Source organism: Citrobacter sp. CK199, from assembly GCF_030333285.1.
Taxonomy (GTDB): domain Bacteria; phylum Pseudomonadota; class Gammaproteobacteria; order Enterobacterales; family Enterobacteriaceae; genus Citrobacter_B; species Citrobacter_B koseri.
This window is the reverse complement of record NZ_JAOWGF010000024.1, coordinates 523,707-547,539: the sequence shown is the minus strand read 5'-3', so window position 1 is coordinate 547,539 and position 23,833 is coordinate 523,707. Positions and strand designations below refer to the sequence as shown.

Genomic DNA, 23,833 nt, shown 5'->3' with positions numbered 1-23,833 from the left:
CCTGTCCACGGCAAAGCGTGGAAAAGACGCGGATAATCATGCTACCTCTGGCGTTAGGCGAAGATATCCACCGCGCCATCGCCGCGAGCGGCAGCCTGGAGTGAGCCCGGCGTCGTCAGTGCGATGTCATCTTCGGCGGCAAAAGCCTCTTGTCCCTGTGCGCGGGAAGCGTGCTGCTGCTGGGATGACGACTGCTGCTGTCCGGCGAAACTTTCACTGCTGATACTGCTTTGTCCCAGCTGGATGCCGTTTTCCGCCAGTTGGGTACGCAGTACGGGTAACGCGGCTTCCAGCGCGGCGCGAACGTGGCTATGCGCTGACACCATTTGCAGTTGCGCCTGGTTATCATCCATTTTGAGGGAGATTTGAATCTGCCCCAGTTCCTCCGGGTGCAGACGCAGTTCCGCGCTCTGCTGCCCCTGGCGGGTAAACAGCGTCACATGCTGGCTTAATGACTGCTGCCACTCATGGCTGCCCAGCGGCGCGCTGAGCACCGGGGCGGCTGCGACAGGCGCGGGTTGCGTCTGCGTCGTCATACCGCCAGGCGTGGTCATGGCGCCAATGGTCGTGACCGGAGAAGGCGTGCTTTCCATGTCGGCTTTAGCGGCAGCGGCGGCGACCAGCGGCGTTACCGGCTGGTTGCTTGCTGAGTTTGCGGTGACGTCAGGCGCGGCATCGACTTTCCCTTTTTTCAGCTCGCCCGTCGTCAGCCCGGCAACCGCATCCTGCATAGCGGCGCGTGTATCGCCACGCAGCGATGCCGGGGCGGAGAGTGCGCCTTCAGCCGACGCGGTTCGCGTGGTTGGCGTCAGCGCCGGCTGGCCCGGTAACATGGCGAAGAGCGCGCTCAGATTCGCGAGATCCTCATCGCTCAGCGCCGGTGCGTTGTCGTCCTGCCGGGCAGTCTTACTTAACGCGTTCAGGGCGTTGCTTTTCAGCGAAGGCGTCAGCGTGGACAGCAACTGCTGTGCGTCGGTCAGGTCTGCTGTGGCGTCATCCGTCAGCAGATCCTGGCGCGCCAGAAGATCGGCCAGCGCTGTCGTCTGCGGCGTATCGCCATTTTTTTGCAGCAATCCTTTTTGCAGTTTGCCGCCTGCCGCCTGGAGATCGGCAAGCGAAAGCGGGGCATCTTTACCCTGCGCGTCGCCTGCACCCAAAGCACCGGCTAACAGCGCCAGAAAATCCTGGGCTGAATCGGCTGTTTTACCGGCCTGAAGGCCTGTCGTTACGTCTGTGTCGGTCGTGATCAGTTGGGGCAAGGTGATCATTCGGTTTTCCTCATTGCAGCACGCTGAGCAAATTCATCCATTTTTTTCTGATCCAGGCGGTTTTCAGCCAATAACGCTGCCGCACTTTGTCTGTCCTGTAAGGTCTGCCAGGCCTGAAGCCGTTGTTTCTTTTCACGCCAGCTGTTCAGCGCCACGTCCACTTTTTGTGTCCACTGCGTCAGCTGCTGGCGATGCTGCTCAATGGCCTTCTCCAGCGTCTGAATAAATTGCTGATAGTTAATCCAGCGGTTGCTGGCAATCCCCTGGCCCATATCGGCATTGAGATTGTTGCGATACTCATGCTGATAATCGATCAGCATTTTCAGTTGTTCTTCCGCCTGCTGGAATCCGCGTCGCATTTCCCCTAATAAGAGAGCGGCATCATCCACTTCTTTCTCGGCCAGATCTTTTAATGTTGCCAGCGCACCATGTTGTGCCATGACCTATGCCCTCCTGCTTCATCACACCGTCGGGAAAATCAGTTCCAGCGCCTGGAGAGAATCTTCCCAGTCGGCTCGTTCGAAAATACCTTGTTGCAAAAACGCCTCCAGCTGCGGCCACAGCGCGATGGCTTTATCCAGCATGGGATCGCTGCCTTTGGCATACGCGCCGACGCTCACCAAATCGCGGTTACGCTGGAAACTGGACAGCAACTGTTTGAAATTCCGTACGCGTGCATAGTGTTGCTCGGTGATCAGCGACGTCATCGCACGGCTGATCGACGCTTCAATATCAATGGCCGGGTAGTGACCGGCTTCGGCCAGACGACGGGATAACACAATGTGTCCATCCAGGATCGCACGCGCCGAGTCGGCGATCGGGTCCTGCTGATCGTCGCCTTCGGTCAATACCGTATAAAACGCGGTGATGGAGCCGCCGCCGTGAATGCCGTTCCCCGCACGTTCCACCAGCGCAGGTAATTTTGCGAAGACCGAAGGCGGATACCCCTTGGTCGCAGGTGGTTCGCCGATCGCCAGCGCAATCTCACGCTGCGCCATCGCGTAGCGGGTCAGGGAGTCCATGATCAGCAGTACGTGCTGCCCGCGATCGCGGAAATCCTCGGCAATACGCGTGGCATAGGCCGCTCCCTGCATTCGCAGCAGTGGCGAGACATCCGCAGGCGCGGCAATCACCACCGAACGCGCGCGCCCGTCAGCGCCCAGAATGTTTTCGATAAAATCTTTAACTTCGCGGCCACGTTCGCCAATCAGCCCGACGACGATAACGTCCGCGCGGGTATAGCGCGCCATCATGCCGAGCAGAACGCTTTTACCTACGCCGGAACCGGCAAACAGCCCCATACGCTGTCCGCGTCCGACGGTAAGCAGCGCGTTGATGGGGCGGACGCCGGTATCCAGCACATGCTCAATGGGCGTTCGCTGCAAGGGGTTGAATGGCTGAGTGATTAACGCGCCGGTTTCCGTGGTGTCTGGCGCGGGAAGACCATCCAGCGGCTTGCCGCCGCCGTCCAGCACGCGCCCCAGCAGGGCAGGGCCGAGCGGCAGCTGTTTTCCGCTTTGCAGACCTTCCCCGGCAATATTTTTTGCGTAAACGCGTGCGCCGGGAAGAATGCCTTCGACCTCTTCCAGCGGCATTAAAAACAGCCGCTGGCCATTAAAGCCGACGACTTCGCTTTCCACTTCGCGTGTTTCCGTCCCGTCCTGCCGTTCAATGACGCAGGTCGCGCCGAGCGGTAGCTGCAAGCCGGTGGCTTCCAGCACCAGACCGGTGGCGCGGGTCAGTCGCCCGTAGCGACGTACCGCCGGGAGCTGCGCCATTTTGGCTTCGAAGTTATCCAGCGTATTCAGCCAGCGGGTCAGGCGCGTAGTCATCAGACGACTCCGGGAGCCGCCAGGCGGCAGAGTTCTTGCCAACGCGTGGCGACGCTGGCGTCCAGATCGCCTTCATCGGCGGACACTTTACAGCCGCCATGATGCAGCGTGGGATCGCCGCGCAAACGCCAGCCGTGCAGGCTGAGCGTGGCCCCGAGCATCTCTTCGACGCGCTGTAAATCATCCGGGTGAACGCGTAATTGCGGTTTCCCGCTGAACAACGGTTCCTGTTGCAACAATTGCTGGATCTGTTTAATGAGCGCGGAGTTGTCCACCGCTGGCGTCTGGCCGATCACCTGACGAGCGGCTTCCAGCGCCATTTGCATCAGGCGCGAGGCAATCACGCTGTCCAGCGCGTCCAGCGTATTCTGAAACTCGCTGACCAGTTGCTGCATTCGGGCATTCAGCGGTGCCTGTTGAGCGCGCGCCTGTGTCTGGCCTTGCTCCAGCCCTTGCGCTAATCCTTCCTGATAGCCCTGTTCGTGGCCTTTCTGGCGGCCTTCGGCGAGGCCCGCGTTATACCCTTGCTCGTGCGCCTGCATTTTCAGCTGCGCCAGTTGCTGCTCAAGCTGCTGTTCGGCACTCAGCTCCGGTTCGTCATCGATGGCTATCGGTTCGTCGCGGTGCTCCATTGGCACAAACTCGGCCAGGGGAGGGACGAGATCGTCCGGTGTCCAGACCTGCCACGGCAATTCGTTAGACATAGGTATCCTCGCCGCTGCCGATTACCATTTCGCCGGTTTCCGCCAGACGACGCACAATAAGCAGAATGGCTTTCTGTTCGTTCTCCACCTGAGACAGACGTACCGGGCCACGGTTGGCGAGGTCGTCGCGCAGAATATCGGCAGCACGCTGCGACATGTTGCGCAGGAATTTCTCGCGTAGCGGCGGCTCGGCGCCTTTCAGGGCGATCAGCAACGACTCGGAATCCACTTCCTGCAACAGACGCTGGATGCTGCGATCGTCGACTTCCACCAGATTTTCGAACAGGAACATTTCGTCGATAATTTTCTGCGCCAGTTCGCCATCGAATTCGCGTACGGCGCTGATAACCGCTTCTTCCTGCTGGGTTTTCATCAGGTTGATGATTTCTGCCGCGGTTCTCACGCCGCCCATTTTGCTGCGCTTGAGGTTCTGACCGTCGAGCAGGCCATTCAGCACTTCGGTCAGTTCCGCCAGTGCGGCTGGCTGTACGCCGCCGAAGGTCGCGATACGCAGCATGACATCGTGGCGCAGACGTTCGTCGAACAGCGCCAGAATATCGGCGGCCTGGCCGCGTTTGAGATGCACCAGGATGGTGGCGATAATCTGCGGGTGTTCGTCGCGGATAAGGTCGGCGGCGCTTTGCGGCTCCATAAAGTTGAGCGTTTCAATACCGCTGGCGGTATCCCGCGTTTCGAGGATATCTTCCAGCAGGCTGGCGGCACGCTCTTCACCCAGCGCTTTAACCAGCACGGAACGCAGGTATTCGTTGGCGTTGATGTTGAGTGCGGCAAACTGTTCGGCTTCTTGCTCAAATTCCGCCAGCACATCGGTCAGCTGTTTGTTGGAAATCTGGCGCACGTTCGCCATTGCCGAACTCAGGGTTTGCACTTCGCGCGTGGAGAGGTGCTTAAACACCTCTGCCGCACGGTCTTCGCCAATGGTCATCAGCAGGATGACGCTTTTATCGGTGCCGGTAAGTTTATTGCTCATGATCGTTATTCATCCACTGGCGAATGACCAGCGCCACGACGCGCGGATCGTTATCTGACATTTCGCGAATACGCTGGCTCATCACTTCTGCACCCAGACGCTGGTTCGCCCGGCGCTGCTGGGTCTGTTCGTCTTTGCTGAGGCGAACTTCTACCGCTTCTTCGGTTTCCTGACGAACCTGCGCCTGTTCCTGCGCGGCTTTCGTCTCTTCAGCGCGGCGAGCAAGCTGCGGTCGAACCGCTTTGCGCCACAGAATCCAGGCAACCAGCAGAACCAGGAGCCAGCGACCTGCGGAGATCAACTGCTCAATAAAGGCTTGCTGTTTCCAGAATGGCAGCTCGCCGCCCAGGTCGTCCGTTGCGGTAAACGGTGAATTCACCACGTTAAGGGTATCGCCGCGTTTGTCGGAGAAGCCCATTGCTTCGCGGGTCAGATCTTCGATCTGCTTCATCTGTTCCGTGGTTAACGGCAGCGGTTTGCCGTCCGGCAGGGCGCGGTAGTTCACCACGACCGCCACGGAGAGTCGCTGCACATCGCCCACGTTCAGTTTGGTGTGGCGAATGGTGCGATCCACTTCATAGTTACTGGTTTCGTTGCGCTGCGTATTGCGCGGCACATTGCTGTTCGCATTGTTGGTCGTCTGCGTGTTCTGCGCGTTTTGCTGATTAGCAGGCGGTGTGCTGATCGGCGCAGCATTCGCCGGCGCAGGCTGATTCGACAGCGCACCCGGTACGCCGCCCGGATAGCCGGAGCCGATTTGCTCGCTTTCATTAAGCTGGCGTGAGCGCAGCACGGCCTGCGATGCGTCGCCGTTCGGACGGTATTGCTCTTCCGTTTGCTCTTTGTTGGCAAAATCCAGCTGCGCAGTAACCTGAGCATGGACGTTGCCGTTGCCGACGATTGGCGAAAGGATCGATTCGATACGGCGCTGAATGCGTCCTTCCACATCGCTGGCGTATTTCAACTGCGCGTCGTTCAGATCGCGGCTGCTGGTATTGGACTGAGTCAACAGATGACCGCCCTGATCGACCAGCGTGACGTTACCTGGCGGCAGACCCGCAACGGCGCTGGATACCAGATGCACCACCGCGCTGATTTGCCCTTCATCCAGCGCGCGGCCTGGTTCAAGATTGACCGTCACGGAAGCGGAAGGGGATTTCTGCTCGCGCACGAACAGAGAAGGTTTCGGCATCGCCAGGTGGACACGGGCGCGTTTTACCGGCCCCAGGGTTTCGATAGTGCGGGCCAGCTCGCCTTCCAGCGCGCGCTGGTAATTGACCTGCTCGCTGAACTGGCTGATGCCGAATTTTTCCTGGTCTAACAACTCGAAGCCGACAGCGCCGCCTTTTGGCAATCCCTGTTGCGCCAGGCGCAGGCGAAGCTCATGCACTTTATCGGCAGGCACTTCAATCGCACCGCTTCCTTCGGTGAAGCGGTAAGGGATGTTCATCTGGGTCAGCTGCGTGACAATGGCCCCGCCATCCTGATCGGAAAGGTTGCTGAACAGCGTGCGATAATCTGGCGCTTTCGCCCACAAAACCATAGCAACGATGATGGCAACGGCGGCTGATCCCGCCACAATCAGAGGAATTCTGGGATTCGCGCGCAGGCGATTAAGCCACTCGAGAGGTTTAGGTTGGGTTGCAGTCGATGCAGTCGCACTCATCTCGCACCTCGTGACTGATCGTGGACGGCGTTTTTTGCAAAGTGGAACAAGACTCACTCCCGGGTCAGCAAACTCGAAAAATTGACGGTCTCATTATTTGCGGTTTCGAATTTTTCTATGCGCCAAAAACCGAGGTTTTTTATCGCTATTTAGCGCCTTTATCTTATTGACAAACTGGTAATCTCTGCTGTGTAAAAAATCATCCAGGGGATTAGCATGTCAGCAATACAGGGGATTGAAGGGGTCATCAGCCAGCTACAGGCAACGGCGATGTCCGCACGGGCGCAAGACGCGCTGCCGCAACCAACCGTAAGTTTTGCCGGTCAACTGCATGCGGCACTGAATCGCATCAGTGACACGCAAACCACCGCGCGCGTACAGGCAGAAAAATTTACTCTGGGTGAGCCAGGCATTGCGCTTAATGATGTGATGACCGATATGCAAAAAGCGTCTGTCTCAATGCAGATGGGCATTCAGGTGCGCAACAAACTGATGTCGGCGTACCAGGAAGTGATGTCGATGCAGGTGTAGCCAGACCTGCTGAATGCATCATACAGGCCGGATAAGGCGCTTGCGCCGTCATCCGGCAAATGATTACTTCTGAATCAGATAGCGAATCGTTGGGCCATCCTGCTGAATATCCAGCACCGTATAGCCGTGATTGCGCGCATCCAGCGGAATATTATTGATGGATTGCGGGCAGTCGCTCACCACTTCCAGAATTTCTCCCTTTTTTAACTGCGGCATCGCTTCCAGCGTGGCGACGGCCGGGTAAGGGCAGGGCTCGCCAACCATATCAAGACGGTAATCAGGAACGATATTTTTCATGCGGATTCCTTAGCAGGGGTTAACCCGGTGCGACGGAAGAAACGTTTTTCCCAGCCGATTATCAGCATCAGCGCGGCAAACAACAGCAGATAAGTGACCAGCAGGCCGCCCAGCGGGCCGAAGGTGTCGAGCAGATTCACTTTGTCCCAACGGGTTGCCAGCGCCGGGGCAAAATCATCCCAGTAATATGCCAGAATAGTGGAGCCGATAACGTTGCCGAGGCCCACCCACCAGTAGTGCACCTGACCTTCCACGGCGCGGTACATCCAGCCGGTTTCACACCCGCCCGCCAGCACGATGCCAAAACCAAACAGCAGACCGCCGATAACGGCGTTCGGGCCAGCCCACATAATCTTCGCTTCCACGCCTAACTGCACGTAGCTGAAAATTCCGATAGCGCTCACCGCCATCCCGAAGATGATGGCTTTCGCCATATGGGTGCGACCGGTGATCCACAGGTCACGGAAGGCCGAGGTGAAACAAATTTGCGCACGTTCAATCAGCAGACCAAAACCCACGCCGAACAGCATGGCCAGCCCCAGTTTTGGCTGGTTCATCGCCGTCAGCAGCGCCCAGCCGATCATGCCGATAAAGACCAGCATCCCCAGACGGAAACGGCGGCGCGCCTGATCCGGCTTCTGCGTCAGCGGCGAGGCAGCGGAGACTTTCTGCATTTTGACCGGGATACGGAATATGGGCAGTAGCGTGAAGCGCGCGCCGAACCAGGAACCGATGGCGGTTGCCAGCGCAAAGAACCAGGCATGAAGAGAAAACTGCGGAATACCGGTGAAGAAGGCTGCCAGATTGCAGCCCATCGCCATGCGTGCGCCAAAACCGGCAATCATCCCGCCGATAATCGCCTGCATAATGCGGATACGGCTGCGCGGCATACGTAATTTAACGTTGTTGGCCCACAGTGCCGCGGCAAAGCAGCCGCCGAACATGCCGAGGATCATCATCCCGTCGATGCGGGTAAGGGGGGAGCCTTCCAGATGGATCAGCTTGTAGTAACCCCACTCTTCAGCATGAACGCCAAACAGCTGGAGGATTTGTCCACCCCAGCGGGTGAATTCGCCCGTAACAGCCCAGAACGTACCGGTGATACCGAAATAATAAGTGGAGAGAATACCTGCTGCGATGACCGCAGGGACAGGCGCCCAGAATTTAACTAACCAGGCTTGTTTGAATTGTTGCCATGACATGCTTTCTTAGCCTCTGAACTCAGAAGGAAAATAAAAGAAGAGCGGATAGTACACCGATCAGATTTTTTGCCTACTACCAATAAGAAGTAATATCGACTGGATCAATATTACTTGTTGGCCCTGAAAGGCTGGCGACATCAGGGCTTTAATGCCACAATCCTGTTTTCTTCGCATGCAGGATGAATGATGAAAAAAATAGCGATCGTTGGCGCATTTCTGGTCCTTACCGGGTGTGCAGAGGTACAGAATTATAACGATGTGGTGAAGACGCCAGCGCCAGCCGGACTGGAAGGATACTGGCAGTCAAAAGGCCCTCAGCGCAAACTGGTAAGCCCTGAGGCGATAGCCAGTCTGGTGGTGACCAAAGAAGGAGATACCCTGGATTGCCGTCAGTGGCAGCGGGTGATTGCCCTGCCGGGTAAACTGACGCTGCTTTCCGGTGATTTAACCAACGTTACGGTGAAGCGCGAACTCTATGAGATTGAGCGTGAAGGGAACACGTTGGAATATGATGGTATGACGCTGCAACGCGTGGACCGACCCACGACCGAATGCGCCGACTATTTATCGAAACATCCGCTCGCGAGTCAGTTACCGTAAACATTTTCGGTAAACGCTGGCGGTAATCATGTTGATGCCGGGGGCGCTAACGCTTACCCGGCCGGTGTTCTCTCCTGTACTTACAGCACATCTTCAATGACCCATACGCTGACGCAGCCACCGTTGCAGGTAAACGTGGCCTCCCCCTGTTCATCGGTGGTTACGCGCTCTTCCCGATTGCCTAAAAAATCACGCCAGGTCTTGTTGGCGTAATTTTCACCTAGCGTAATGGTCTTCTCGCCGTCATCGCCGTTGGAAAGTACGACCACGCAGCCAGGATCGTCGTCTGTACCGCTACGGCTAAAGGCAACGCAGTTGGGGTGGTCGAAAAAGAGCGTCTGGATGCCGTGGGCAAAACGCTGGCGCGCGAGAATCAGTTGATCGAGTTGTTCGATAACGGGCATATCAATGGTGTAGGTTTCACCGTCGCCGCCCGTATCCTCGTAGTGTGCGCCGTAGAGATCAGGGTAGAACACTGACGGTACGCCGTTCTCCCGCAACAGGATCAACGCATAGGCCAGCGGCTTAAACCAGGCTTCAACGGGCGCTTCAAGTGCCTGTAACGGTTGGGTATCGTGATTTGCCACGAGCGTTACGGCATGGAAAGGATCGGCTTCCACCAGCGTGTCGGTGAAAATCTGGCTCATATCGTAATCACGCCCCTGACGAGAGGCTTCGTGGAAGTTCATCTGTAGCGGCGCGTCGAACAGCATGGTCTTTCCATCCACCTGATCGATATAGGCTTGTAGCTTGTCCACTTCATGAGACCAGTACTCCGCCACAATGAACAGCGGCTTTGGCGCTACCTCCTGGACGTGTTCTATCCACTCTTTATAAAACCAGGCCGGAATGTGTTTGACCGCATCCAGGCGGAAGCCGTCGCAATGGGTTTGCGCCATGACCCAACGCGCCCAGTATTTGATCTCCTCGGTGACCGCATGGTTGCGAAAGTCGATGTTTTCGCCCATCAAATAGTCGAAATTACCCATTTCATCATCGACCTGGTCGTTCCAGCCGTCGCCAGTGTAGTCGTTGACGATCTTAAAGATGCCGTCTTCGTCCGGGTTTTCGATGTGATCAATACCGCTGAAGCATTTGAAATCCCAGATAAACTGCGAATATTGACCGGCGCGGGCAGGGAAGGTGTAACGCGTCCAGCCTTCACATTCGATGATCTCGTCATCGATTTGCGTGCGATCATCTTCATTGACCCGCTGTACGCGAATGGACTCTTTTTCATCCGCGCCCATTTTGTGGTTGACGACCACGTCGAGCAAAACCGCAATGTCATTTTGTTTTAGCGCCTCAATGGCGGCCAGCAGCTGCGCTTTGTCGCCATATTTTGTGGCGACAGATCCTTTCTGATCAAACTCACCCAGATCAAACAGGTCATACGAATCATAACCTACGGAATATCCGCCGGACGCGCCTTTATAGGCGGGCGGTAACCAGACCATATTAATGCCGATATCATTGAGGCCGCCAGCGCGCTCAGCCAGTTCTGGCCAGAGCTTGCCGCCGTCAGGGTAATACCAGTGGAAGTACTGCAATAGCGTGGGGTTTTTCATCTTCCGTGCTCCAGAAGCCGTCAGGCCAACTTCTGGAGTATGGATGATTTTTCACAGGTGGATAAAAATTATTGTGGGGCGGTAGGGACGTCAGGAACCAGCAACATACCGGATAGCCGACCATAGGCGTTATTCAGCGATTTCTGCCGCGTCGACTGACCAATCAAATTGCTGAGTTCGTTCAGCCGATTTTGTAGCAACTCGCGTAAAAGCTGTTCATTATCCAGCGTCTGTTTGATATACCCCGCAACCCTATCCTGAAGGCTTTGCGTAATGCCCGGTGGAGTTTGTGTTTCCATAACCGTTTCAATACTTTGCAGGTAGGTGACTTCCTGTTCCAGTAACAGGTCCCATTCTCCTCGCTGCGCAAGTTCCAGTAACGATTGGCTAAGCAGCGCAATACGCTGCCAACGGTTGATAAACTCCACGGCTGAGGTCATTAACGAGACTCCTGGGAAGATACTTTCGGTGAAATCTGCTTCCAGGCTTCCGCAATGTTGCCGAGTAACCCTTCCACTTCTTCAATAGCCTGACTGTCATTACGCAAGTTTGCCTGTAGCAAACGGCGGATCATATAGTCGTATAAGTCTGAAAGATGGGCGGCAATTTCACCGCCTTTTTCCTGATCTAAACCCGCTTTAAGGCCATTATCGATAATGTTAATGGCTTTACTTAATGCTTCGCCTTTAGCGACGATGTCGCCTTGTTCTAAAAACAGGCGAGCGCGCACCAGGGCGCTATTCGCGCCGTCAAACAACATCTCTATCAACTGGTGCGGACTGGCGCTCATTACGGCGCTTTCCACTCCGATTTGCGCATAAGCTTTGGTACCGCTCGCGGTGTACATGGTTACCTCGTGTTATCAGGAATTGCTCATTGCAGCAAATTGCTGGCTCAGATAAGAACTGGTGCTATTGAGCTTGCTCATCATTGTATCCAGTTGGGTAAACTGGGCTTTATAACGGGCGACGGTTTCATCAATACTATTACTGACTGATAAATATTGTTTGGTCAGGTTCTTAAGAGTGGCGTTGATGTTGTCCTGGGCATTATCAATAATGCCGTCATCAGCCAGGTAACTTTTTACTTCGGTGGCGATCTTCGTCGTAATTCCAGTTTCTTTACCGTCGCCAACCAATAATTCACGGGTTGATGCTGTATTCTCTTTTAGTGCTTTTGCGAGTTTTTCTTCATCAATTTTGAGTTTTCCGGTAGTACCATCTTGGGTGATACCAATTTCTGCTATCGTTTTGAAAGACGAATCACTACCGCTGTTTGCAAATGGCGAACGAATACCTGTTTGAATCGTCCGTAAAACGCTGTCGCCCAATAGTGCGCCATTTTTGTCGCTTGCTTCTTCACCAGGTTCTACTTCTGTGTATTTCGTTAAAGTGCTGAATGTGTCGACCAGTGAGTTATAAGCATCTACCCAGGTTTTTATCGCCTCTGTTGCTTTGGAATCGTCTTTTGTCACTGTGACTGTCACGTCATTAACGGTTTTCGTCAGGTTCAATGTCAGGCCTTGTGGCGCATCGGTGACGGTGTTGCTCTGACGAACAATGTCGATACCATTAACATTAAGTTCTGCGTTTTGTGCTTTAACCAGCTCTTTCATATTTCCAGTGCCGGTAGTGCTATCGTAGGCTAGCAGTTCGTTGAGCTTGGTATCCCCTTCGACAGAAATCTTCATTGTGTTGTCTGTACCGCTGTCTGCGGTGAGGACTAACTGATATTTGTCCTCAGATACCTTGACGATACTTGCAGAAATACCGCTGTCTGCATCGTTGATTGCATCTCGAACGGCCTCCATTGAGGTATCACCTTTGTCGAGCTTAATTTCCAGCGGCTCTTTACGTCCTGGTTGCTCAATCTTGATGGTGCGTGAAGAGACTGAGGTATCACCTAACTGTTCTTTTGTCGTGGCGAAAGTCGCATCGGTTGCCAGCGATTGTGCTGCGGCAAGTTGGGTTACATTTATTTTATATGTACCTGGCGCAGCACCTGCTGTAGTGCTGACTTTAAGATCTTCGGAGGTACTGGAAGCGGTTGTTGTTTTAAATAAGTCTGCTTTATTTAATGCGGTATTTGCTGTCTGGAATTTTTCCAACGCGCTTTTCAGGGTGCCGTAGGCCGTCAACTTAGCTGTATTGGCGCTCTGTTGCTTGGTGATTGGCGTTAAACGTCCTTTTTCGGCGGTGGTCAGATTCGTCAGCAAAGTATCCAACGGCAAGTTTGAACCGACGCCCAGTGATGAGATTGAAGCCATGCCTTATTCCTTGTGATTGCAAACAGTAGATAAGCGCGTTATCGGCAATCTGGAGGCAAAGTTTAATAATAATTTTGTGAAAATGATGCGCAGAATAATGGCCTATAAAGCGGGTATTTCGTGGACTAAGAAAAAGTGATGCGGAAACAAAAAATTTTCTAAAGTTCGAATTTAAGGTGCCGATACAAGGGTTACGGTGAGAAACCGTGGGCAACGGCCCAATAACATCAAGATGTAAATTGATAAGGAAAAGATCATGGCACAAGTCATCAATACAAACAGCCTGTCGCTGTTGACCCAGAATAACCTGAATAAATCTCAGTCCTCCCTGAGTTCCGCTATTGAGCGTCTGTCTTCCGGTCTGCGTATCAACAGCGCGAAAGATGATGCTGCTGGTCAGGCGATTGCAAACCGTTTTACTTCTAACATTAAAGGCCTGACTCAGGCTTCCCGTAACGCTAACGACGGTATCTCTATCGCACAGACCACCGAAGGTGCGCTGAACGAAATCAACAACAACCTGCAGCGTGTTCGTGAGCTGGCAGTGCAGTCCGCCAACGGCACTAACTCCCAGTCAGACCTGGACTCCATCCAGGCCGAAATTACCCAACGTCTGAATGAAATTGACCGTGTATCTGGTCAAACTCAGTTCAACGGCGTGAAAGTGCTGGCAAAAGAAGGCACTCTGACTATTCAGGTTGGTGCTGACGATGGCGAAACCATTGATATTAACCTGAAAGAAATTAATTCCAAAACGCTGGGCCTTGATAGCCTGAGCGTACAGGATGCCTACAAGCAAGTAGATACTGCAGTTAACGCAACGGGTTATCACGATGGTACACAGGCTATTACTGCACCGACTGCTGGTGAACTAGAAGCTGCAGCGGGGACTGCTGCGGGTGATGGTGGTGCTGGAACTATTCAGTTCAAAGATGGCAACTATTACGTCAATATTACAGGTTCTACCGGTGGTACGAATGGTGATGGTCTGTATAAAGCAACCGTAGATGCTGGTACGGGTGCCATTACTATCGGCGCTAAAGAAACTACCGTGACTCTGGCCGAAACAACTGCCGTAGCTAATGTGCAAGAAGCCAACACCATCGATACCACTGATGCGGCAGCCGATCTGGTGGCTGCGGGCGTGACTGGTGCGACTGCCGCTAACACCTCCCTGGTGAAAATGTCCTTTGAAGACAAAAACGGCAAATCTATTGACGGCGGTTATGCGTTGAAAGTAGATGGTAAGTTCTATGCGGCGGATTATGACGAGAAAACAGGCAAAATCACCGCTAAAACCGTTGATTACACTGATGATGCCGGTGCCTCTGCGAAAGCGGCTGTCCAGTTTGGCGGAGTGAACGGTAAAACAGAAGTGGTTACTGTTGACGACAAACAGTACCTTGCAGCGAATGTTAAAGGTCATAACTTCCAGTCAGGTACTGAACTGAACGAAGTGGCTGCAACCAAAACTGAAAGTCCGCTGGCGAAAATTGATGCCGCCCTGGCGCAAGTCGCTGATTTACGTTCCGATCTGGGTGCGGTACAAAACCGTTTCAATTCTGCTATCACCAACCTGGGCAACACCGTAAATAACCTGTCTGAAGCTCGTAGCCGTATTGAAGATGCTGACTACGCGACTGAAGTATCCAACATGTCTCGTGCAAACATTTTGCAACAGGCGGGTACCTCTGTTCTGGCGCAGGCCAACCAGGTTCCTCAGAACGTGCTGTCCCTGCTGCGTTAATTCATATTTATCGCGCAAACCCCGCTTCGGCGGGGTTTTTTCTATCTGGCTTTTACGGGTAACCCCCAAATAACCCCTCATTTCACCCACTATTCACCCGATTAAAACCCCTCCAGAATCGGATAATCATGCCGATAACTCAACTAACGCAGGGCTGTTTATCGTGAATTCACTGTATACCGCTGAAGGTGTAATGGATAAACACTCGCTGTGGCAGCGTTATGTACCGCTGGTGCGTCACGAAGCATTGCGCCTGCAGGTGCGTTTGCCGGCGAGCGTGGAACTGGACGATCTGCTACAAGCGGGCGGTATCGGGTTATTGAATGCAGTTGACCGATATGACGCTCTGCAAGGAACGGCATTTACCACTTACGCAGTGCAGCGTATTCGTGGAGCGATGCTGGATGAACTACGCAGCCGTGACTGGGTGCCGCGTAGCGTCCGGCGCAATGCTCGCGAAGTGGCGCAGGCGATGGGGCAACTGGAGCAGGAATTAGGGCGCAACGCGACGGAAACTGAGGTGGCGGAGCGGCTGGCGATTCCTGTGGAAGAGTATCGTCAGATGTTGCTTGATACCAATAACAGCCAACTCTTCTCTTATGACGAGTGGCGGGAAGAGCATGGCGATAGCATTGAGCTGGTGACGGAAGAACACCAGCAGGAAAACCCGTTACAACAGCTCCTTGAGAGCAATTTACGCCAGCGTGTGATGGATGCGATTGAATCGTTGCCAGAACGCGAACAGCTGGTGTTGACGCTGTATTACCAGGAAGAGCTCAATCTGAAGGAGATTGGCGCGGTGCTGGAAGTCGGCGAGTCACGGGTAAGCCAGTTGCACAGCCAGGCCATCAAACGTCTACGCACCAAGCTGGGTAAGTTATAAAGGGCGATCGTCGTCGCCCCTTAATAGTGCCGCACAACGTATTGACTACCAGGAGTTCTCATGACGGTGCAGCAATCTAAAAGACGGCCACTAAGCCGCTACCTCAAAGACTTTAAACACAGCCAGACGCATTGCGCTCATTGCCATAAATTGCTCGACAGGATCACGTTGGTTCGCCGGGGGCAGATTGTCAATAAAATCGCGATTTCCCGCCTGGATACGCTGATGGACGACGCACAATGGCAGGAGGAGCAGAAGGAGTGGTCGGCGCTGTGCCGTTTCTGCGGCGATCTGCACTGCAAAGAGCAGAGTGACTTCTTTGACATCATCGGTTTTAAACAATTTTTGTTTGAGCAAACCGAAATGAGCCACGGCACCGTGCGTGAATATGTCGTACGCCTGCGTCGCCTGGGCAACCATCTCACCGAACAGAACATCTCTCACGACCTGCTACAGGAAGGTTTTCTTGATGAAAACCTGGCCCCGTGGTTACCCGAAACCAGCACCAATAACTATCGGATCGCGCTGCGTAAGTACGAACAGTATAAAACGCATACGCATGCCGGACAGATGCAGAAATCATCCCGGATGGCTACTTCTGATATATATTAAAAATGAATAACATGTAGCGGAGTCGTGTTTGTGATTAGCAGCAAACCCTCTACACTACGGTCATCAATGACAACATTCGGGGTAACTATGAAATTAGCACTTCTGGGACGTCAGGCTCTGATGGGTGTGATGGCAGTTGCACTTGTCGCCGGGATGAGCGTGAAGAGTTATGCAGATGAAGGTCTGTTAAACAAAGTAAAAGAGCGCGGCACGCTGCTGGTAGGCCTGGAAGGGACTTACCCGCCGTTCAGTTTCCAGGGTGATGACGGCAAACTGACCGGGTTTGAAGTGGAGTTCGCAGAAGAACTGGCGAAACACCTCGGCGTAAAAGCCTCGCTGAAACCGACCAAATGGGACGGTATGCTGGCGTCGCTGGATTCCAAACGTATTGATGTGGTTATCAACCAGGTCACCATCTCCGACGAACGTAAGAAAAAATACGACTTCTCAACACCTTATACCATTTCTGGTATTCAGGCGCTGGTGAAAAAAGGCAATGAAGGCAGCATCAAAACGGCGGCTGACCTGAAAGGTAAGAAAGTCGGCGTTGGTCTGGGAACAAACTACGAAGAGTGGTTGCGCCAGAACGTACAGGGTGTAGACATTCGCACCTATGATGACGATCCGACGAAATACCAGGATCTGCGCGTAGGCCGTATTGACGCTATTCTGGTGGATCGCCTGGCCGCATTGGATCTGGTGAAGAAAACCAAAGACACGCTGGCCGTTACCGGCGAAGCGTTCTCCCGTCAGGAAGCCGGTGTGGCGCTGCGTAAAGGCAATGAAGATCTGCTGAAAGCGGTAGATGGCGCCATTGCCGATATGCAGAAAGACGGCACGCTGAAAGCGCTGTCTGAGAAATGGTTTGGCGCAGATGTGACTAAATAATCGTCATAATTGCAAAAAAAGGCGCTTTAATACGGCGCCTTTTTTATTTCATCCGTTTGAACGTGCATAATAAAAAGAACATCACAACAATGAATACCGGAGGCTTTATGCCACTGCATAATTTAACGCGGTTCCCACGCCTGGAATTTATTGGCGCACCAACGCCACTCGAATACCTGCCGCGTTTATCTGATTATCTGGGTCGCGACATTTTCATTAAACGCGATGACGTAACGCCGATGGCGATGGGCGGGAATAAACTGCGTAAGCTTGAATTTCTGGCTGCCGATGCGCTGCGTGAAGGCGCGGATACGCTGATTACGGCGGGCGCCATCCAGTCGAACCACGTTCGCCAGACGGCGGCGGTAGCGGCAAAACTGGGATTACACTGCGTTGCGTTACTGGAAAATCCCATCGGTACGACGGCGGAAAACTACCTGACCAACGGCAATCGTCTGCTGCTGGATCTTTTTAACACGCAAATTGAGATGTGCGACGCGCTGACCGATCCTGACGCCCAGCTACAGGAACTGGCGACCCGTATTGAGGCGCAGGGGTTCAGGCCGTATGTGATTCCGGTCGGCGGCTCCAGCCCATTAGGCGCAATGGGATACGTGGAAAGCGCGCTGGAAATCGCCCAACAGTGCGAGGGCGCGGTACAGCTGTCCTCCGTTGTGGTGGCGTCGGGAAGCGCCGGTACGCACGCCGGGCTGGCGGTAGGTCTGGAACAACTGATGCCAGATGTTGAGTTGATCGGCGTGACCGTGTCGCGCAAGGTTATCGATCAGAAGCCCAAAGTGGTTACGCTACAACAAGCGATTGCTAAAGAGCTGGAACTGACCGCCTCGGCGGACATCCTGCTGTGGGACGACTATTTCGCGCCGGGATACGGAACGCCGAATGAAGAGGGGATGGAGGCCGTGAAGCTGCTGGCGCGCCTGGAAGGCATTCTGCTTGACCCGGTCTATACGGGGAAAGCGATGGCGGGCCTGATCGATGGCATCAGCCAGAAGCGCTTCAACGATGAAGGTCCGATTCTCTTTATTCATACCGGTGGGGCGCCAGCGCTGTTTGCCTACCATCCTCACGTGTAACTTCCGGGTAGAAAAACACTCATGCAAGAAAGTATCCAACTGGTGATTGACTCGCTGCCGTATCTGCTTAAAGGTGCGGTGTTTACGCTACAGCTGAGTATTGGCGGGATGTTTTTCGGCCTGCTGCTGGGCTTCATTCTCGCGCTGATGCGCATGTCGCCCCTGCTGCCTGTCCGCTGGCTGGCGCGTTTTTATATCTCCATTTTTCGCGGTACGCCGCTGATTGCCCAGCTTTTTATGATCTACTACGGCCTGCCGCAGTTTGGCATTGAGCTGGACCCGATCCCGGCGGCGATGATTGGCCTGTCGCTGAATACCGCAGCCTACACTTCGGAAACGCTGCGTGCGGCGATCTCTTCTATCGACAAAGGTCAGTGGGAAGCCGCGGCAAGTATCGGTATGACGCCGTGGCAAACGCTGCGTCGCGCGATTTTGCCGCAGGCCGCCCGCGTGGCGTTGCCGCCGCTGAGCAACAGTTTCATCAGCCTGGTGAAAGATACCTCCCTGGCCGCGACGATTCAGGTGCCGGAACTGTTCCGTCAGGCGCAGCTGATTACCTCGCGTACGCTGGAAGTCTTCACCATGTATCTGGCGGCATCGCTGATCTACTGGGTGATGGCGACGGTACTTTCCGCGCTGCAAAACTATTTTGAAGAGCAGCTTAACCGCCAGGAGAGAGATCCAAAATGAGTGCGATTGAAGTTAAAAACCTGGTGAAAAAGTTCCACGGTCAGACGGTGTTGCACGGCATCGACCTGGAGGTGAAACCTGGTGAGGTGGTGGCGATTATCGGCCCCAGCGGTTCCGGTAAAACAACGCTGTTGCGCAGCATTAATTTGCTGGAGCAGCCTGAGGCGGGCACCATCAAAGTGGGCGACATTACCATTGATACCGCAAGCTCGTTAAACAAGCAAAAAGGGCTAATTCGCCAGTTGCGTCAGCATGTGGGGTTCGTATTCCAGAACTTTAATCTGTTTCCGCACCGTACCGTACTGGAGAACATCATTGAAGGGCCGGTGATTGTGAAAGGCGAGCCCAAAGCCGAAGCAACGGCATTAGCGCGGGAACTGCTGGCGAAGGTAGGACTGGCCGGGAAAGAGACCAGCTATCCGCGTCGTCTGTCCGGCGGGCAGCAGCAGCGTGTGGCGATTGCCCGCGCGCTGGCGATGCGCCCGGAGGTGATTTTGTTTGATGAACCGACTTCCGCGCTCGACCCTGAGCTGGTGGGGGAGGTGCTCAGTACGATACGCCAGCTGGCGCAGGAAAAGCGCACGATGGTCATTGTGACGCATGAAATGAGCTTTGCGCGCGACGTGGCTGACCGGGTGATATTTATGGATCAAGGGCGCATTGTGGAGCAGGGCGCGGCCAAACCGTTATTTGCCAATCCTCAGCAACCACGCACGCGTCAGTTTCTTGAGAAGTTCCTGATGCAATAAGTGTTTTTGCGCACTCGCCTGAAATAATCCCGTTTTGGGCGAGTGTATTTAAATAAATATCAATAATACCCGCCTGATTATAGCCGTAATCCCTTTGTGTTCTCCTGCCGGGTGAAACACACCTCAAGTAATTCGCCATCTGACCGATATTTTCTACATATAAACTTCATTTATGTGTTAGCTTGTTTTAAACATTATAATGATTATCAATCTCAGGGGTGTTACCGTTTAGTATGCAGGAAAATGATTTCTTCACCTGGCGACGGAGTATGCTGGTACGCTTTCAGGAAATGGCGACGGCAGAAGATGTCTACACTGAATTACAACATCAGACACAGCAGCTTGAATATGATTATTATGCGCTGTGCGTTCGCCATCCCGTCCCGTTTACGCGGCCAAAAATCTCCGTTCACACCACGTACCCGCAAGCGTGGGTGGCGCATTATCAGTCTGAAAACTATTTCTCTATTGATCCGGTATTAAAGCCGGAAAATTTCCGCCAGGGGCATCTGGCATGGAATGATGCCTTATTTAGCGAAGCGCAGTCGCTATGGGACGCGGCGCGCGCGCACGGTCTACGCCGGGGGGCGACGCAATGCCTGATGCTGCCGAATCGGGCGCTGGGCTTCCTCTCTGTCTCCCGGGCGAGCGCCCGCCATGCGCCGTTTGCACATGATGAAATTGAACTCCGGTTGCAACTGCTGGTGCGTGAGAGCCTGTCGGCGCTGACGCGGCTGGAGGATGAAATGGTGATGACGCCAGAAATGCGCTTCAGTAAGCGAGAGAAAGAGATCCTGAAGTGGACGGCGGAAGGAAAGACGTCATCAGAGATCGCGATGATTCTGTCAATCTCAGAGAACACCGTTAACTTTCATCAGAAAAACATGCAGAAAAAGTTTAACGCGCCGAATAAAACGCAGATTGCCTGCTATGCGGCCGCGACGGGCCTGATCTGAAAAAACGAATGTTCTGCGTGCCAGACGCAAAACCGGCTGAAAGTTTCACTCTCAGCCGGTTTCCTGTTACTGGCGGTAAGCTTGTTTAATTTGCTTAACAGTGCTGGAAAATACCGCGGCCTGCGTTTCATCTTCAATCTGCGCGATCTGTTTTTCCATCTTAAGAATCACGCGCCCTGCGTCGGCTTGCCCCATTGCCTGTAGCATCAGGGTCAACATGGCTTTCAGGCAGGTGACTTCATTGGCCAGTTCTTGATTATTCTCGGCAGTGGAAAAATCAGGCGTACTCATTTATTTTCCTCGTTATGTTTCAGTGAAAAAGTGCGATGGCAAATGTTAAGGCGGCGGAGTATACCATAAGCTGCGCCAAAAATAGCAGTGGTTGTTTTTTGATCGCAAATCAAACCAGCGCCATTAAAATAAACAACGCCTTGCGAGGCATATATTTTCCTCATTTTTTTGTTTACCTCGCGTATTTCACGCGTTAATTATTGTTACAAACTTGCTTGCCTATTTAGCATTTCGACGGAAGTGAGTGAATTTTTTGTCACTATTCTGAAACTATTATGCAGAAATAGAGGGTAAAAAAAGGCCGTTAGCTGTGGGAGTTTCCACGAAGCGTACAATCTAATTTCCAAAAACGAGAGCAAAATCGAATGCCCCACGTTTTTTACGTTTCAAAGTTGAGATAAAACCCGCTAATATAGGGTCGATTAACTATCAGTAGCGTTATCCCTATTCTGGAGATATTCCTTTGATCAACGTTCTTCTTGTTGATGACCACGAACTGGTGCGCGCAGGGATACGACGCATTCTGGAAGATATAAAGGGCATAAAGGTTGTCGGTGAAGCCTGTTGTGGCGAGGACGCCGTAAAGTGGTGCCGCGCGAACACCGTCGACGTTGTGCTGATGGACATGAACATGCCCGGAATCGGCGGTCTTGAGGCGACGCGCAAAATTGCCCGCTCAAGCGCTGATATTAAAGTGATCATGCTGACGATCCATACGGAAAACCCGCTACCGGCGAAAGTCATGCAGGCCGGAGCCGCAGGGTATCTGAGTAAAGGCGCTGCGCCTCAGGAAGTGGTCAGCGCGATTCGTTCGGTTTTTTCCGGGCAGCGTTATATTGCTTCAGATATCGCTCAACAGATGGCGCTGAGCCAGATTGAGCCTGAGAAAACAGAAACGCCTTTTGCCAGTTTGTCTGAACGCGAGTTGCAGATTATGCTGATGATCACCAGGGGCCAGAAGGTTAATGAGATCTCGGAACAACTGAATCTCAGTCCTAAAACGGTGAACAGCTATCGCTACAGAATGTTCAGTAAACTAAACATTCATGGTGATGTTGAGTTGACTCACCTGGCAATTCGCCACGGCCTGTGTAATGCGGAGACGTTAACAAGCTAGTGAGTGTTCTGTTTGATGCGAAAGCATTTTTAAAAACCGTGACCAGCCAACCCGGCGTTTATCGTATGTATGATGCCGGTGGTACGGTTATTTATGTCGGTAAAGCGAAAGACCTGAAAAAACGGCTTTCCAGCTATTTCCGCAGCAACCTTGCTTCGCGAAAAACCGAAGCATTGGTTGCGCAAATTCAGCAAATTGATGTCACGGTGACGCACACCGAGACCGAAGCGCTATTGCTCGAACACAACTACATCAAATTGTATCAACCGCGCTATAACGTGTTATTGCGCGATGATAAATCCTATCCTTTCATCTTTCTCAGCGGTGACACCCATCCACGCCTGGCAATGCATCGCGGGGCGAAACATGCCAAAGGTGAATACTTTGGCCCGTTCCCGAACGGGTATGCCGTGCGTGAAACCCTGGCCCTGCTGCAAAAAGTCTTTCCCATTCGTCAGTGCGAAAACAGCGTCTACCGCAACCGCTCGCGTCCTTGTCTGCAATATCAGATTGGCCGCTGCCTCGGGCCGTGCGTAGAAGGACTGGTGAGTGAAGATGAGTATGCGCAGCAGGTGGAGTACGTTCGGCTGTTTTTATCCGGGAAAGACGATCAGGTTCTGACCCAATTGATCGCCCGAATGGAAAAAGCCAGCCAGAATCTGGAATTTGAAGAGGCCGCGCGCATACGCGACCAAATTCAGGCTGTGCGCCGCGTTACTGAGAAACAGTTTGTCTCCAATACCGGCGACGATCTGGACGTTATCGGCGTGGCGTTCGATGCGGGTATGGCCTGTGTGCATGTGCTTTTTATCCGCCAGGGCAAGGTGCTGGGCAGCCGTAGCTATTTCCCGAAAGTGCCGAACGGGACGGAACTGGGCGAAGTGGTGGAAACGTTCGTCGGCCAGTTCTATCTGCAAGGCAGCCAGATGCGCACGCTGCCAGGAGAGATCCTGCTGGATTTCAACCTGAGCGATAAAACGCTGCTGGCGGATTCTTTGTCCGAACTGGCCGGGCGGCGCATTAATGTGCAGACCAAACCGCGCGGCGATCGCGCTCGTTACCTGAAGCTGGCGCGAACCAATGCCGCGACGGCGCTGATCAGCAAACTGTCGCAGCAATCAACGATCACGCAGCGTCTGACCGCGCTGGCAAGCGTGCTGAAGTTGCCTGCGGTGAAGCGGATGGAGTGTTTTGACATCAGCCACACGATGGGAGAACAGACGGTGGCCTCCTGCGTGGTTTTTGACGCTAACGGGCCGCTGCGTGCGGAGTATCGTCGCTACAACATTACCGGAATTACGCCGGGCGATGATTATGCGGCGATGAATCAGGTTCTGCGCCGACGCTATGGCAAGGCGATTGAAGAAAGTAAGATTCCTGACGTTATCCTGATTGATGGCGGTAAAGGCCAGCTTGGTCAGGCGAAGACCGTTTTTGCTGAACTGGATGTGCCGTGGGATAAAAATCATCCTTTATTGTTGGGCGTTGCTAAAGGCGCCGATCGTAAAGCCGGTCTGGAGACGTTGTTCTTTGAACCCGAAGGGGAGGGCTTTAGCCTGCCGCCGGATTCGCCTGCGCTGCACGTTATTCAGCATATCCGCGATGAATCGCACGATCACGCCATCAGCGGGCACCGCAAAAAACGGGCGAAGGTGAAAAACACCAGCACGCTGGAAACTATCGAAGGCGTCGGGCCAAAACGTCGACAAATGCTGTTGAAATATATGGGCGGTTTGCAAGGACTACGTAACGCGAGTGTTGAGGAAATTGCAAAAGTGCCGGGTATTTCGCAAGGTCTGGCAGAAAAGATCTTCTACTCGTTGAAACATTGAGGTCTCTGTAGCAACATAGGGGTAATTTCTCTGACAACAGATAGTTACC

At 53.6% G+C, this 23,833-nt stretch carries 26 protein-coding genes; 12 read left to right on the top strand and 14 right to left on the bottom strand.

From position 1 onward, the window contains the following. Positions 1-53: 53 nt before the first annotated feature. The 6 genes from fliK to fliF are packed head-to-tail and all read right to left on the bottom strand — an operon-like array spanning position 54 to position 6,461. Positions 54-1,268, bottom strand: a complete 1,215-nt coding sequence (gene fliK, locus OGX75_RS06665; RefSeq protein WP_110494110.1) for a flagellar hook length control protein FliK — start codon at positions 1,266-1,268, stop codon at positions 54-56. Continuing rightward, positions 1,265-1,708 (bottom strand): flagellar export protein FliJ, encoded by a 444-nt coding sequence (gene fliJ / locus OGX75_RS06660; protein WP_012131904.1) that lies wholly within the window; start codon positions 1,706-1,708, stop codon positions 1,265-1,267. The genes fliK and fliJ overlap by 4 nt, the downstream gene beginning before the upstream one ends. Before the next feature lie 21 nt (positions 1,709-1,729). Continuing rightward, positions 1,730-3,100, bottom strand: a complete 1,371-nt coding sequence (gene fliI / locus OGX75_RS06655; protein WP_012131905.1) for a flagellar protein export ATPase FliI — start codon at positions 3,098-3,100, stop codon at positions 1,730-1,732. Beyond that, positions 3,100-3,804 (bottom strand): flagellar assembly protein FliH, encoded by a 705-nt coding sequence (fliH, locus tag OGX75_RS06650; RefSeq protein ID WP_047462909.1) that lies wholly within the window; start codon positions 3,802-3,804, stop codon positions 3,100-3,102. The genes fliI and fliH overlap by 1 nt, the downstream gene beginning before the upstream one ends. Then, positions 3,797-4,795 carry a flagellar motor switch protein FliG gene (gene fliG / locus OGX75_RS06645; protein ID WP_012131907.1) on the bottom strand — a complete coding sequence of 333 codons (999 nt, stop codon included), beginning with the start codon at positions 4,793-4,795 and terminating at the stop codon, positions 3,797-3,799. The genes fliH and fliG overlap by 8 nt, the downstream gene beginning before the upstream one ends. After that, positions 4,785-6,461: a flagellar basal-body MS-ring/collar protein FliF gene (gene fliF, locus OGX75_RS06640; protein ID WP_058669296.1), complete on the bottom strand. Its 1,677-nt coding sequence runs from the start codon at positions 6,459-6,461 to the stop codon at positions 4,785-4,787. Before fliF ends, fliG begins: the two co-directional genes overlap by 11 nt. A gap of 216 nt (positions 6,462-6,677) precedes the next feature. On the opposite strand from fliF, the gene fliE reads away from it, so the two are divergent. Further along, a complete protein-coding gene (fliE, locus tag OGX75_RS06635) occupies positions 6,678-6,992 on the top strand; it encodes a flagellar hook-basal body complex protein FliE (RefSeq protein ID WP_012131910.1) in 315 nt (104 codons plus the stop codon). Positions 6,993-7,055: 63 nt separating this feature from the next. On the opposite strand, the gene yedF is transcribed toward fliE, so the two are convergent. Together yedF and yedE are read right to left on the bottom strand one after the other, a co-directional pair. Beyond that, positions 7,056-7,289, bottom strand: a complete 234-nt coding sequence (yedF, locus tag OGX75_RS06630; protein WP_000790504.1) for a sulfurtransferase-like selenium metabolism protein YedF — start codon at positions 7,287-7,289, stop codon at positions 7,056-7,058. Continuing rightward, a complete protein-coding gene (yedE, locus tag OGX75_RS06625) occupies positions 7,286-8,491 on the bottom strand; it encodes a selenium metabolism membrane protein YedE/FdhT (RefSeq protein WP_047462916.1) in 1,206 nt (401 codons plus the stop codon). The genes yedF and yedE overlap by 4 nt, the downstream gene beginning before the upstream one ends. 186 nt (positions 8,492-8,677) lie before the next feature. Here yedE and yedD point away from each other — a divergent pair, with 186 nt between their 5' ends. After that, positions 8,678-9,091, top strand: a complete 414-nt coding sequence (yedD, locus tag OGX75_RS06620; protein ID WP_047463076.1) for a lipoprotein YedD — start codon at positions 8,678-8,680, stop codon at positions 9,089-9,091. Positions 9,092-9,171: 80 nt separating this feature from the next. Here the strand turns inward: yedD and amyA are convergent, their stop codons facing one another. The 4 genes from amyA to fliD all read right to left on the bottom strand — a co-directional run bounded on the left by amyA (position 9,172) and on the right by fliD (position 12,925). Next, a complete protein-coding gene (gene amyA, locus OGX75_RS06615) occupies positions 9,172-10,659 on the bottom strand; it encodes an alpha-amylase (RefSeq protein WP_047463079.1) in 1,488 nt (495 codons plus the stop codon). 68 nt (positions 10,660-10,727) lie between these two features. Further along, a complete protein-coding gene (fliT, locus tag OGX75_RS06610; RefSeq protein ID WP_049011654.1) occupies positions 10,728-11,099 on the bottom strand; it encodes a flagella biosynthesis regulatory protein FliT in 372 nt (123 codons plus the stop codon). Continuing rightward, positions 11,099-11,506 (bottom strand): flagellar export chaperone FliS, encoded by a 408-nt coding sequence (gene fliS / locus OGX75_RS06605; RefSeq protein WP_049011655.1) that lies wholly within the window; start codon positions 11,504-11,506, stop codon positions 11,099-11,101. Before fliS ends, fliT begins: the two co-directional genes overlap by 1 nt. Positions 11,507-11,521: 15 nt before the next feature. Then, complete coding sequence (gene fliD, locus OGX75_RS06600; protein ID WP_110494113.1) at positions 11,522-12,925, bottom strand: flagellar filament capping protein FliD; 1,404 nt, start codon at positions 12,923-12,925, stop codon at positions 11,522-11,524. Positions 12,926-13,181: 256 nt separating this feature from the next. Between fliD and OGX75_RS06595 the strand changes: the two genes are divergently transcribed. The 8 genes from OGX75_RS06595 (at position 13,182) to sdiA (ending at position 20,544) form a co-directional block, all read left to right on the top strand. Further along, complete coding sequence (locus OGX75_RS06595) at positions 13,182-14,672, top strand: FliC/FljB family flagellin (protein WP_110494114.1); 1,491 nt, start codon at positions 13,182-13,184, stop codon at positions 14,670-14,672. Positions 14,673-14,835: 163 nt separating this feature from the next. Further along, complete coding sequence (gene fliA / locus OGX75_RS06590; RefSeq protein WP_024130237.1) at positions 14,836-15,555, top strand: RNA polymerase sigma factor FliA; 720 nt, start codon at positions 14,836-14,838, stop codon at positions 15,553-15,555. Between the two features lie 60 nt (positions 15,556-15,615). After that, complete coding sequence (gene fliZ, locus OGX75_RS06585) at positions 15,616-16,167, top strand: flagella biosynthesis regulatory protein FliZ (RefSeq protein ID WP_012131925.1); 552 nt, start codon at positions 15,616-15,618, stop codon at positions 16,165-16,167. An 87-nt stretch (positions 16,168-16,254) separates the two neighbouring features. After that, positions 16,255-17,055: a cystine ABC transporter substrate-binding protein gene (gene tcyJ / locus OGX75_RS06580; protein WP_071258756.1), complete on the top strand. Its 801-nt coding sequence runs from the start codon at positions 16,255-16,257 to the stop codon at positions 17,053-17,055. A 107-nt stretch (positions 17,056-17,162) separates the two neighbouring features. Further along, a complete protein-coding gene (gene dcyD, locus OGX75_RS06575; protein WP_275155647.1) occupies positions 17,163-18,149 on the top strand; it encodes a D-cysteine desulfhydrase in 987 nt (328 codons plus the stop codon). A 21-nt stretch (positions 18,150-18,170) separates the two neighbouring features. Beyond that, entirely contained in the window at positions 18,171-18,839 is a 669-nt protein-coding gene (gene tcyL, locus OGX75_RS06570) for a cystine ABC transporter permease (RefSeq protein WP_012131928.1), read from the top strand. Continuing rightward, positions 18,836-19,588: an L-cystine ABC transporter ATP-binding protein TcyN gene (tcyN, locus tag OGX75_RS06565; RefSeq protein ID WP_012131929.1), complete on the top strand. Its 753-nt coding sequence runs from the start codon at positions 18,836-18,838 to the stop codon at positions 19,586-19,588. Before tcyL ends, tcyN begins: the two co-directional genes overlap by 4 nt. A gap of 233 nt (positions 19,589-19,821) precedes the next feature. Next, positions 19,822-20,544, top strand: a complete 723-nt coding sequence (gene sdiA / locus OGX75_RS06560; RefSeq protein WP_012131930.1) for a quorum-sensing transcriptional regulator SdiA — start codon at positions 19,822-19,824, stop codon at positions 20,542-20,544. A gap of 66 nt (positions 20,545-20,610) precedes the next feature. On the opposite strand, the gene OGX75_RS06555 is transcribed toward sdiA, so the two are convergent. Together OGX75_RS06555 and OGX75_RS21270 are read right to left on the bottom strand one after the other, a co-directional pair. After that, complete coding sequence (locus OGX75_RS06555) at positions 20,611-20,835, bottom strand: DUF2594 family protein (RefSeq protein ID WP_012131931.1); 225 nt, start codon at positions 20,833-20,835, stop codon at positions 20,611-20,613. A 19-nt stretch (positions 20,836-20,854) separates the two neighbouring features. Then, positions 20,855-20,902, bottom strand: coding sequence for a hypothetical protein (locus OGX75_RS21270; protein WP_418222342.1), 48 nt, complete (start codon positions 20,900-20,902; stop codon positions 20,855-20,857). A 396-nt stretch (positions 20,903-21,298) separates the two neighbouring features. Between OGX75_RS21270 and uvrY the strand changes: the two genes are divergently transcribed. Together uvrY and uvrC are read left to right on the top strand one after the other, a co-directional pair. Beyond that, on the top strand, positions 21,299-21,952 hold the full coding sequence (gene uvrY, locus OGX75_RS06545) for a UvrY/SirA/GacA family response regulator transcription factor (RefSeq protein WP_110494116.1): 654 nt from the start codon (positions 21,299-21,301) through the stop codon (positions 21,950-21,952). Continuing rightward, positions 21,952-23,784, top strand: coding sequence for an excinuclease ABC subunit UvrC (uvrC, locus tag OGX75_RS06540; protein ID WP_049011661.1), 1,833 nt, complete (start codon positions 21,952-21,954; stop codon positions 23,782-23,784). Before uvrY ends, uvrC begins: the two co-directional genes overlap by 1 nt. Positions 23,785-23,833 lie beyond the last annotated feature (49 nt).

Coding starts and splice junctions, on each gene's coding strand:
- fliK (WP_110494110.1), bottom strand. CDS start 1,268: ATGATCACCTTGCCCCAACTGATCACGACCGACACAGACGTAACGACA.
- fliJ (WP_012131904.1), bottom strand. CDS start 1,708: ATGGCACAACATGGTGCGCTGGCAACATTAAAAGATCTGGCCGAGAAA.
- fliI (WP_012131905.1), bottom strand. CDS start 3,100: ATGACTACGCGCCTGACCCGCTGGCTGAATACGCTGGATAACTTCGAA.
- fliH (WP_047462909.1), bottom strand. CDS start 3,804: ATGTCTAACGAATTGCCGTGGCAGGTCTGGACACCGGACGATCTCGTC.
- fliG (WP_012131907.1), bottom strand. CDS start 4,795: ATGAGCAATAAACTTACCGGCACCGATAAAAGCGTCATCCTGCTGATG.
- fliF (WP_058669296.1), bottom strand. CDS start 6,461: ATGAGTGCGACTGCATCGACTGCAACCCAACCTAAACCTCTCGAGTGG.
- fliE (WP_012131910.1), top strand. CDS start 6,678: ATGTCAGCAATACAGGGGATTGAAGGGGTCATCAGCCAGCTACAGGCA.
- yedF (WP_000790504.1), bottom strand. CDS start 7,289: ATGAAAAATATCGTTCCTGATTACCGTCTTGATATGGTTGGCGAGCCC.
- yedE (WP_047462916.1), bottom strand. CDS start 8,491: ATGTCATGGCAACAATTCAAACAAGCCTGGTTAGTTAAATTCTGGGCG.
- yedD (WP_047463076.1), top strand. CDS start 8,678: ATGAAAAAAATAGCGATCGTTGGCGCATTTCTGGTCCTTACCGGGTGT.
- amyA (WP_047463079.1), bottom strand. CDS start 10,659: ATGAAAAACCCCACGCTATTGCAGTACTTCCACTGGTATTACCCTGAC.
- fliT (WP_049011654.1), bottom strand. CDS start 11,099: ATGACCTCAGCCGTGGAGTTTATCAACCGTTGGCAGCGTATTGCGCTG.
- fliS (WP_049011655.1), bottom strand. CDS start 11,506: ATGTACACCGCGAGCGGTACCAAAGCTTATGCGCAAATCGGAGTGGAA.
- fliD (WP_110494113.1), bottom strand. CDS start 12,925: ATGGCTTCAATCTCATCACTGGGCGTCGGTTCAAACTTGCCGTTGGAT.
- OGX75_RS06595 (WP_110494114.1), top strand. CDS start 13,182: ATGGCACAAGTCATCAATACAAACAGCCTGTCGCTGTTGACCCAGAAT.
- fliZ (WP_012131925.1), top strand. CDS start 15,616: ATGACGGTGCAGCAATCTAAAAGACGGCCACTAAGCCGCTACCTCAAA.
- tcyJ (WP_071258756.1), top strand. CDS start 16,255: ATGAAATTAGCACTTCTGGGACGTCAGGCTCTGATGGGTGTGATGGCA.
- dcyD (WP_275155647.1), top strand. CDS start 17,163: ATGCCACTGCATAATTTAACGCGGTTCCCACGCCTGGAATTTATTGGC.
- tcyL (WP_012131928.1), top strand. CDS start 18,171: ATGCAAGAAAGTATCCAACTGGTGATTGACTCGCTGCCGTATCTGCTT.
- tcyN (WP_012131929.1), top strand. CDS start 18,836: ATGAGTGCGATTGAAGTTAAAAACCTGGTGAAAAAGTTCCACGGTCAG.
- sdiA (WP_012131930.1), top strand. CDS start 19,822: ATGCAGGAAAATGATTTCTTCACCTGGCGACGGAGTATGCTGGTACGC.
- OGX75_RS06555 (WP_012131931.1), bottom strand. CDS start 20,835: ATGAGTACGCCTGATTTTTCCACTGCCGAGAATAATCAAGAACTGGCC.